Source organism: Hymenobacter koreensis (assembly GCF_039541855.1).
GTDB lineage: Bacteria > Bacteroidota > Bacteroidia > Cytophagales > Hymenobacteraceae > Solirubrum > Solirubrum koreensis.
Map to the genome: position 1 here is coordinate 782,741 of NZ_BAABHA010000010.1, position 8,603 is coordinate 791,343.

At 57.0% G+C, this 8,603-nt stretch carries 10 protein-coding genes; 7 read left to right on the forward strand and 3 right to left on the reverse strand.

All coding sequences use genetic code 11. The features are described from left to right. The first annotated feature begins 209 nt into the window (after nt 1–209). The 4 genes from hemL (at nt 210) to ABD903_RS17405 (ending at nt 3,871) form a co-directional block, all read left to right on the forward strand. The gene (hemL, locus tag ABD903_RS17390) at nt 210–1,532 is read left to right on the forward strand and encodes a glutamate-1-semialdehyde 2,1-aminomutase (RefSeq protein ID WP_345226400.1); all 1,323 of its coding nucleotides are present in this window, start codon (nt 210–212) and stop codon (nt 1,530–1,532) included. A gap of 149 nt (nt 1,533–1,681) precedes the next feature. Further along, a complete protein-coding gene (locus ABD903_RS17395) occupies nt 1,682–2,569 on the forward strand; it encodes a hypothetical protein (protein ID WP_345226401.1) in 888 nt (295 codons plus the stop codon). 72 nt (nt 2,570–2,641) lie between these two features. Then, entirely contained in the window at nt 2,642–3,178 is a 537-nt protein-coding gene (gene dcd / locus ABD903_RS17400) for a dCTP deaminase (protein ID WP_345226403.1), read from the forward strand. A gap of 207 nt (nt 3,179–3,385) precedes the next feature. Beyond that, nucleotides 3,386–3,871, forward strand: a complete 486-nt coding sequence (locus ABD903_RS17405; protein ID WP_345226405.1) for a hypothetical protein — start codon at nt 3,386–3,388, stop codon at nt 3,869–3,871. Nucleotides 3,872–3,948: 77 nt separating this feature from the next. Here ABD903_RS17405 and gldC read toward each other — a convergent pair whose 3' ends face one another. Together gldC and dnaN are read right to left on the reverse strand one after the other, a co-directional pair. Continuing rightward, complete coding sequence (gene gldC / locus ABD903_RS17410) at nt 3,949–4,284, reverse strand: gliding motility protein GldC (protein ID WP_345226407.1); 336 nt, start codon at nt 4,282–4,284, stop codon at nt 3,949–3,951. Between the two features lie 193 nt (nt 4,285–4,477). Beyond that, on the reverse strand, nt 4,478–5,602 hold the full coding sequence (gene dnaN / locus ABD903_RS17415) for a DNA polymerase III subunit beta (protein ID WP_345226408.1): 1,125 nt from the start codon (nt 5,600–5,602) through the stop codon (nt 4,478–4,480). 218 nt (nt 5,603–5,820) lie between these two features. Here dnaN and ABD903_RS17420 point away from each other — a divergent pair, with 218 nt between their 5' ends. The 3 genes from ABD903_RS17420 to ABD903_RS17430 all read left to right on the forward strand — a co-directional run bounded on the left by ABD903_RS17420 (nt 5,821) and on the right by ABD903_RS17430 (nt 7,834). Next, entirely contained in the window at nt 5,821–6,264 is a 444-nt protein-coding gene (locus ABD903_RS17420) for a BLUF domain-containing protein (protein ID WP_345226410.1), read from the forward strand. Nucleotides 6,265–6,314: 50 nt separating this feature from the next. After that, complete coding sequence (locus ABD903_RS17425) at nt 6,315–7,046, forward strand: ThuA domain-containing protein (protein WP_345226411.1); 732 nt, start codon at nt 6,315–6,317, stop codon at nt 7,044–7,046. 461 nt (nt 7,047–7,507) lie between these two features. Next, nucleotides 7,508–7,834, forward strand: coding sequence for a cyclic-phosphate processing receiver domain-containing protein (locus tag ABD903_RS17430; RefSeq protein ID WP_345226412.1), 327 nt, complete (start codon nt 7,508–7,510; stop codon nt 7,832–7,834). A 94-nt stretch (nt 7,835–7,928) separates the two neighbouring features. Here ABD903_RS17430 and ABD903_RS17435 read toward each other — a convergent pair whose 3' ends face one another. Then, entirely contained in the window at nt 7,929–8,504 is a 576-nt protein-coding gene (locus tag ABD903_RS17435; protein WP_345226413.1) for a hypothetical protein, read from the reverse strand. Between the last annotated feature and the right edge of the window lie 99 nt (nt 8,505–8,603).

Sequence of the window (8,603 nt, forward strand, 5' to 3'; positions counted from 1 at the left end):
ATTGCTTTTGCATAGTTATAACACCTTTCGTACGGAAGTATCGAAGTTTACAAAGGCGGGATTCATTGTGCTGGTCTTGGTTTGGGGCATATACGTAATGATACACTTGGCTGTGCCAGGGGGCATGCTTTCCTAACTGCGGTTCAGCTGAACCAATCTTCAGTCTACCTTTACCGGCACAAACTGCCCCTGCCAACTGTTACCTTCTCATGCAGCAAACTACTTCCGCACCCGGCCTTTCCCTGGCTACCAGCGACCAGCTTTTCACCCGCGCCAAAGACCTGATTCCGGGCGGCGTTAACTCGCCCGTTCGTGCCTTCCGCGCCGTGGGCGGCCACCCGGTTTTCATGAAATCGGCCCAGGGCGCCTGGCTAACCGATGTGGATGGCAACCGGTACCTGGACTTCATTAACTCCTGGGGCCCAATGATTTTGGGCCACGCACCCAAAGTCGTTCTTGATGCCGTTCAGCAAGCCTTGCCCGACTCGCTTTCCTTCGGCGCCCCTACTCGCCGGGAAGTAGAAATGGCCGAGCTGATTTGCCAGATGGTGCCCAGCGTGGAGAAAGTTCGCTTGGTAAACTCGGGTACCGAGGCCACCATGTCGGCCATTCGGGTGGCGCGGGGCTACACCGGCCGCGACAAGATTCTGAAGTTCGAAGGCTGCTACCACGGCCACGGCGACTCCTTCCTGATTTCGGCCGGCTCGGGCGCCCTCACCCTCGGCACGCCCGATTCGCCCGGCGTAACCGAAGGTGTAGCCAAGGACACGCTTACCGTTCCCTACAACGACCTCGAAGCTACCCGCCAGGCCATTGCCGCTAATCCCGACCAGATTGCCGCCATCATCTTGGAACCGGTGGTGGGCAACATCGGGCTGGTGCCGCCCGCCGAAGGCTTCCTGCAGGGTCTGCGCGAGCTGTGTACCCAGCACGGCATCGTGTTTATTTTCGATGAGGTAATGACCGGCTTCCGCCTGGCCCGCGGCGGCGCGCAGGAGCTATTCGGCGTGCAGCCCGACCTCACCACCCTGGGCAAAATCATTGGCGGTGGCATGCCGGTGGGTGCTTACGGTGGCCGTAAAGACATCATGGACCAAGTGGCGCCGGCCGGCAAAGTGTACCAAGCTGGTACGCTCTCGGGTAACCCCATTGCCACGGCCGCGGGCATGGCCCAGCTGCGCTACCTCAACGAGCACCCCGAACTCTACCAGGAGTTGGACCGCATCAGTGCCCGCCTTGCCGATGGCACCCGGGATATTGCCGCTGAGCTGGGTCTGAACTACACCGTGAACCGCGTGGGCTCTATGTGGAGCGTGTTCTTCACTTCCCAGACTGTTACGGATCTGGCCTCGGCCAAAACATCCGACCTGGAAGCTTTCGGCCGTTACTTCCGCGCCATGCTCAACCGCGGCGTGTACCTCGCGCCTTCGCAGTACGAAGCCCTTTTCATCAGCACGGCCATGACCGACGACTTGGTGGACCTGTACCTGACGGCTTGCCGCGAGTCGATGCGGGAGGCCCACGGCCTGTAGCCTACCCTGCCCTGCTCCGGTCTTTTAACGACGCGGGGCCACGACCTGACCGGGTTGTGGCCCCGCGTCGTTTTGCCAGCAGCGGCCATTCTTGTCGGGAGAGCATATCTACCGGTTATCTTTGCCCCGAAACCGATTCCTTACTGCCCATGCCCTACCGCTACCGTTTTGGATTCTGGAGCCTGCTGATTGTGCTGTTGGTTGTGCCGCTGAGCCTGAAGGCCCAATCTGGAACCGCCACGCAAAACAAGCAGCTCTTCGACCGTGCCGTGGACGAAATCAACTTTCGCACCATGGAAACGGTGTACGACAAGTCCTTTACCCGGCGCAAGTTTCCGGTTACGCTGCGCACGGCCAAAGCCCGCCGCGAATTCGACGATTTTGCCGGCCGCGAGGACATCAAGAAGCTGTTCCTCAACTACAACGGAGTAGCCGAACGTTACAAAAACCGTTTTGGCAAGGGCCGCACCGACCTGGCTGAATTCGACAAGCAACTCAACGGCATCCTCGTCGATGCCAACTTCGAGTTCTTTATTCGGGTGCTGCCGCGCGACGAACGGGTGGCCCTTATTCGTTCCCTGCAGCGCTACATCAAGCAGGCCGGCGCCCAGTTTAATGCCTCCGAAGACAAGGTTCGGGAAGATCTGCTGGCTTCCGGAGCTGCCGTGCCCCCAGCCGATGTAGACGCCCAAGCTGAAGAGCCCATTACCAAGCCGCTGGAAGAGCCTGCCGCGGAGGATGAAGCCGAAGAGGCAGCCGTTCCTGCGCCGCAACCGGCGGGACCACGCGCCCTGGACGAGTCCAGCGCCCCGCGCCACGATTGGCTGGATTACACCACGTTGCTCTGCTCCATACTGTCGCTGGCACTGGTCGCCTACCTCACGTTTTCGGTACTACCTGGTTTACGAACCCAAATCAGCAACCTCACCGCCGAGCCGGATTACGAGGAAGACGAACCCGTTGCGGTGGCCCCTGCCCCCAAACGCCGGGCCTCAACTGGCCCGCCCGCCGACCGTTACGAAGACGACGAAGAATAAACGGCTCCGCCGCCATTGCCGCATGCCGAAGGGGCCCGTTGCCTCTCAGCATTTTCTCACTCAGCATACCCAATGATTCTCACCGACGAGCAAATTCTGGCCGAAATCGAACGCGGCACCATCCTCATCGAACCGTACGACCGCGCCTGCCTCGGCACCAACTCCTACGACGTGCATCTGGGCCGCTACCTGGCCACCTACCGCGACCATATTCTGGACGCGCGCAAGCACAACGAAATCGACGTGTTCGAAATACCCGAGGAAGGCTTCGTGCTGACGCCGGAAACCCTCTACCTGGGCGTAACCGAGGAGTACACCGAAACGCACGCTCACGTACCGTTCCTGGAAGGAAAAAGCTCAGTGGGGCGTTTGGGAATCGACATTCACGCTACGGCCGGCAAGGGCGACGTGGGGTTCTGCAATACCTGGACGCTGGAAATTTCGGTGACGCAGCCCGTGCGCATCTACCACGGCATGCCCATCGGGCAGCTCATCTACTTCGCCGTAGAGGGCTCTGTTCAGAACTACTACAACCGCAAGCCGAACGCCAAATACAACGAGCGAACCAACAAGCCGGTGGAGTCGATGATGTGGAAAAACAAGTTCTAAAGGGCTTTCGGCACTTCCAGCAATGGCAAAAAAAGCGCTTCAGGGCTTCAATTGAGCCGCTTTAGTTTCATCAAGGGCATCCATACAGCTTCGAACCCGAACTGCTTGGCATACTTTTTCGTTACAATAGGGCGTTGGATGCTAAGGCAGCCAGCAGTAACTTGATTCAGTGGCCCCGAGCCCTCAACCATACTTGCCTTGACGACGATGAAGAACCTAATTGCAACGACTGTGCTGGCGGTAGGCGTTACCCTTGGCACTTACGCGCAGCAAGCTCCCGCCAAGAAAGCTGTGGTGCAGCAACGCGCCGACCGCCTCTCGAACCAGATGGCCCGCGAGCTGCGCCTGAATAACTACCAGACCACCAAGCTGCGTGCTATCAACGCCGATAAAGTGGCCAAAATGGCTGCTATTGAGGCCAAATACGCCGGCAACAACAAGCTCGTGGACGAGCAGTGCAAAGGGGTGTGTAAGGAACGCGACCAGGAACTGCGCAACGTGCTGACCACTGACCAGTACAGTGCTTACTACGGCAACCGCGCCACGTACTACGCTTTCGATAAGAACTACGCTATGCAATCGGGCGACATTATGCTCGTAAACGCGGTGCAGAATCCGCTGCCAGCTAGTGCTAAAGGTGCTACCATTAGTCAAACCAAAGAAGACGCGAAACCGGCTCCTCGTGGCCGCTAAGTAGTTTCGCCTGTCGGCACATAAAAAAGCCCGCCCTGCAAAAGCAGGGCGGGCTTTTTGTTTAACTGGGGGTAGTTCTACTGCCCCTTCTCTTCTTTCTCGAGGTGGTTGGCCAGCTCCCGGCCTACGGCGCGTAGCTTGGCGCCCATGAACTCATCGTTAGTAGAGTTGATGATGCTTTCGGCCATCGAGCCAATCATGTCCACGTAGAAGCGCTTCATCTCGTTCACGGGCATGTCTTTGGTCCAGAGGTCAATCTTCATGGTACCGGTTTGCTCCCGGTCCCAGATGGAGATATTCAGGGCTTTGGCAAAGTGAATATCGGGACCGGCGTCGGTGGCACTCCAGCTAATAGCCTCGGGAATCTTCTGCTCATCGAGGGCAATGCTGAAGCGGATTTCGGATTTTTTCATGGGTCAGAAAAGACGGTTGAAGGGCGTCTGACGAAGGAACAAAAAGAAAAAACGGGCTAAAAAAGCTGTCATCCTAAGCACCGGCAAGGACCTCATCAGGAGCGAACGACCCCGGATGAAGGTCATTACTTAGCTGACGTGAAAAGGTCCTTCGCGGTGCTCAGGATGACAAATGAGGTACGTAGCCGCTTGATTACACGTAGTTGTTGAGCATTACCGGCATTACCAGCATGAGGATGTTTTCGTTATCCTCAGCCAAGGTGGGCATGAGCAGGCCAGCGCGGTTGGGCGTGCTCAGCTCCAGGGTAATTTCCTCGGAGTCGATGTTGGAGAGCATTTCGGTGAGGAAGCGGGCGTTGAAGCCGATTTCCATGTCCTCGCCGTCGTACTGGCAGGGCAGCTTTTCGTTAGCTTCGTTGCTGAAGTCGAGGTCTTCGGCCGAAATGGTCAGCTCGGAACCGGCCAGGCGCAGGCGTACCTGGTGAGTGGTCTTGTTCGAGTAAATGGCAATGCGCTTCACCGAGTTCAGCAGAGCGGAGCGGTCGATGATGAGTTTGTTGGGGTTCGAAACCGGAATAACGTTTTCGTAGTCGGGGTACCGCTCGTCAATCAGGCGGCACACGAGGCGCATCTGGTTGAAGGAGAAGAACGCGTTACTCTGGTTGAACTCCATGCGCACGGGCGTGGCCTCGGAGGGCAGCGCGCCTTTCAGCAGGTTAAAGGCTTTGCGCGGAATGATGAGGTTGGCGGTTTGGCCAGCGGCTACATCCTGGCGGCGGTAGCGCAGCAGGCGGTGGCCGTCGGTGGCTACGAAGGTGGCTTGGTTATCGGCTAGCTGCACCAGAATGCCGGTCATGGCGGGGCGCAGCTCGTCGGTGCTAACGGCGAAGATGGTTTTGTTGATGGCGCGCTGCAGCGACGACGACGGAATTTCCACCGGCGACGAGCCTTTTACCACCGGCACGCGGGGGAAGTCGGTGGCGTTTTCGCCGGCCAGCTTGTAGCGTCCGTTCGACGAGCTGATTTCGATGCCGTACGTTTCCTCGTCGAGGGTAAACGTCACGGGCTGATCGGGCAGATTCTTGAGGGTATCGAGCAGAATGCGGGCCGGGGCGGCAATGCGGCCGCTTTCGCGGGCCTCCACGGGCAGCTCGGTAATCATGCTGGTCTCCAGGTCGGAGGCCGTGATGGTCAGCTTCCCGTTCTCGATTTCAAACAGGAAGTTCTCCAGAATGGGCACGACGGGGTTGTTGGTAACCACGCCGTTAATGCTCTGGAGCTGCTTGAGCAACGCCGAAGACGAAACGATGAACTTCATATAGAAGAGTTGGGAAGGTTGCGGATTATGGAGAACAAAGATAGGGAGCTATACGGGAGTTTCTAGCCACACTTCTACGCTTCCGCAAGCACCGGCCAGAGGCTCAGGCGCGAGGTGGGTGCGCGGTAACCGCATTGTATTCTGCCTCTAGTCTGTATACTTTTTCCGCTCGATTCCGTAAGTTGAGCTTGCCGCGCTTTCCTCCTAACCCTTTGCGTATGGGCCACTCTACTCTTTACCATCTGGTGTACCAGAGCTCAGCTTCCAAACCCCTGAGTGAAAAGGAACTACAATCCATCCTGGCTGAAAGCCGGGCCTGGAATATAGCCCACGGCCTGACCGGGGTACTGCTGCACAGCGACGGTGACATTTTGCAGGTACTGGAAGGCTCGGCTGACGAAGTACAGTACATTTTCAGGAAAATAGCCCGGGATGTACGCCACAGCAACATTGTGAAGCTAGCCGACGGCCCCATTGAGAAGCGCCATTTTTCGGATTGGTCGATGGGGTTTATGAGCGTGGCAGCCGAAGACTACCGCCACCTGACGGGATACATGAACCCGCGCAGCCCGCATTACCTCGCCTCGTTCTCCGATAACGGCGACGAAGACCTGCACTCCTTGCTGAGCACGTTTGTGCGGAGCGAAACGGTGCGGCTGTAAGCAGCGGCATCCGGAGCCTGCTACCGGCTTCTTCCTCTTGATTTTCCGCCATGAAGGTCTTGTTTGCGTTCGGCTTACTGGGTAGCCTACTTGCCTGCTCCAGTCCTTCGGTAGAGCCCGTGCAGGAAGCCGAGCCGCGAATACTCGTTTTCTATAAAACGAGCGGGTATTACCATGCATCGATACCAGCGGGTTTAGTGGCCATTCGGCAGAAGGCTTCGGCTAACGGTATTCAAATGGATACCACCAACAACGCAGCCCGCTTCACCCCCGACGGGCTACAGCCTTACGCCGCCGTGGTGTTTCTGAGTACTACCGGAGACGTGCTGGCACCGCAGCAGCAATCGGCCTTTGAAAGATACATTCGTTCGGGGCGGGGCTTCGTGGGCATTCACGCCGCCACCGATTCCGAGTATGACTGGCCGTGGTACAACGGGCTGGTGGGTGCGTATTTCAACGACCACCCTGCCATTCAGCAGGCTACCGTGCGGGTTGTTGACAAAGCGCATCCGGCCACAGCGGTCCTGCCCGATGCCTGGACGCGTACCGATGAGTGGTATAACTTCCGTAACCTGCACCCCGGCCTTAAGGTGCTGGCCAACCTCGACGAAAGCACGTACACCGGCGGCAACATGGGCGCCAACCACCCCATTGCCTGGTACCACACCTACGATGGCGGCCGAGCCTTTTACACGGCGGGCGGCCACACCGCGGAAAGCTTTGCAGAGCCACTGTTCATGCAGCACGTGATGGGCGGCATTACGTACGCCGTGGGGAACTAGCCCTACGGCTGGTGACATGCCGGTTGATTGCAGGCACGGGCCGTTGAGTTGGTTACTAGGGAATCTTGTGCTGCCCTCAGGGCTTCCGAAATAAGCCGGTTGGCATTAAGTCTGGTCTTGCTAGAACCCACTTTCTAACACAAATTATGACCAGAGAACCGCTGTCGGGTACCCCCTAACCACCAGCCCGGAACCGGTGAGCGGGCTTGATTGAATAACTAAGTCTGTTGGGGAAACGCAAGAAGCTGCTTGCAAAGTCGCCAATGCCAAACGGTTTCGCAGGAAGAAAGCTGCGCGTATATAGCTTGGGCCGGGGCAACAAGTCTGCGGGCCGCCGGTAGCTTGTAGAAACACATATTTGCATCCCGAGCGTCGCTGCCGTCCTGTTTGAGCGTACCGTTCAACGACAAGCAGCAGGTATGTGTCTAAGCATCGGGCATAATATCTTTCCCTTTTAAGCCATGTCTTCCTCCTACAAGCTATACCTCGACGACATCCGCACACCCCGCGGCAGCGGCTGGCTAATTGTGCGCAGTTTCGAGGAGTTTGTGGCTACGATTGAACGGCTGGGCGTGCCGGCGGAAATATCCTTCGACCACGACCTGGGCTGGGACGAGGTTCGCAACTGCGAGCGGAAAAGCGGCTACGACTGCGCCAAGTGGCTGGTGGAACAGGAGTTGCTGGTGGAGCGCTTCAACGTGCATTCGGCCAATCCCGTGGGGGCGGAGAATATTCGGGCGCTGCTGGGGAATTATGCGCGGTTTCGGGGAAGTAACTCTGGAGTTTGAAAGTTGGTTGCACGGTCCCTTTTGCCATGCACCTCAGTCTCAACCTCATACTTTATGCTGGTTTGGACTCTAATTAACCGGTGTTAAGTTGGTACTATCTTCTTAACCTTAATAAGACTCCTTCTCGCTCACAAGCAGCTGCACCAGGCAGGACGCCCGTACTTCCGATTTTATCGACGGCCCACTTAGCATGAAGTAGGTGTTTAAGCTTCCGAGCTGTGCTGGTTATTTCTGGCCAATTCCAATCCGCAACTGCACCCATCGAAAGCAATTCGTTTCCTTCATGCCCTTTGGCGCTTCTTTCGCTGAAATGGCCGATATGGGTGTATTCCAACTCCTGTGGAAACTGCCGACCGAAGTAAAGCTGGATTAACCCCCATCCTTGCGTCTGAAAGCGAAATGTTTGCCCTTCGCAGCGGTCCGGGTTCAGTTCAATTCGCCTAAAGCTGGGCATTGCTCCAAAGCGAGGCGACCAGAGCTGAAATGTTGGGCTAAAGATAGCGCCGTACAGTGCTCCGAATTTGCGGAAAACCTCGTCGGTATTGGTGTATACACAAACTTCCTTGCCGGGCTCTGAGGCCAAATCGTAAATCAGCAAGTCAGTTGAATCGAATAAGTAATCTAGCAGCGCGAGCTTGTCTTCCTTGCTGGCATAGAAGTCGTAGTTCATAGGGGCCAAGGTAAAGTCAAGAACTATTTAACCTTTAGAGCGTGTTTGGGAATTGGTTGGGGGCTAAAGAAAAACGAGCCAGTAAGTTGCAGGCGGAGT

What these genes read in the sequence shown, in the direction of transcription:
- ABD903_RS17435 (WP_345226413.1), bottom strand. Translation starts at nt 8,504, where the DNA reads ATGAACTACGACTTCTATGCCAGCAAGGAAGACAAGCTCGCGCTGCTA.
- gldC (WP_345226407.1), bottom strand. Translation starts at nt 4,284, where the DNA reads ATGAAAAAATCCGAAATCCGCTTCAGCATTGCCCTCGATGAGCAGAAG.
- ABD903_RS17430 (WP_345226412.1), top strand. Translation starts at nt 7,508, where the DNA reads ATGTCTTCCTCCTACAAGCTATACCTCGACGACATCCGCACACCCCGC.
- ABD903_RS17405 (WP_345226405.1), top strand. Translation starts at nt 3,386, where the DNA reads ATGAAGAACCTAATTGCAACGACTGTGCTGGCGGTAGGCGTTACCCTT.
- dcd (WP_345226403.1), top strand. Translation starts at nt 2,642, where the DNA reads ATGATTCTCACCGACGAGCAAATTCTGGCCGAAATCGAACGCGGCACC.
- hemL (WP_345226400.1), top strand. Translation starts at nt 210, where the DNA reads ATGCAGCAAACTACTTCCGCACCCGGCCTTTCCCTGGCTACCAGCGAC.
- ABD903_RS17420 (WP_345226410.1), top strand. Translation starts at nt 5,821, where the DNA reads ATGGGCCACTCTACTCTTTACCATCTGGTGTACCAGAGCTCAGCTTCC.
- dnaN (WP_345226408.1), bottom strand. Translation starts at nt 5,602, where the DNA reads ATGAAGTTCATCGTTTCGTCTTCGGCGTTGCTCAAGCAGCTCCAGAGC.
- ABD903_RS17395 (WP_345226401.1), top strand. Translation starts at nt 1,682, where the DNA reads ATGCCCTACCGCTACCGTTTTGGATTCTGGAGCCTGCTGATTGTGCTG.
- ABD903_RS17425 (WP_345226411.1), top strand. Translation starts at nt 6,315, where the DNA reads ATGAAGGTCTTGTTTGCGTTCGGCTTACTGGGTAGCCTACTTGCCTGC.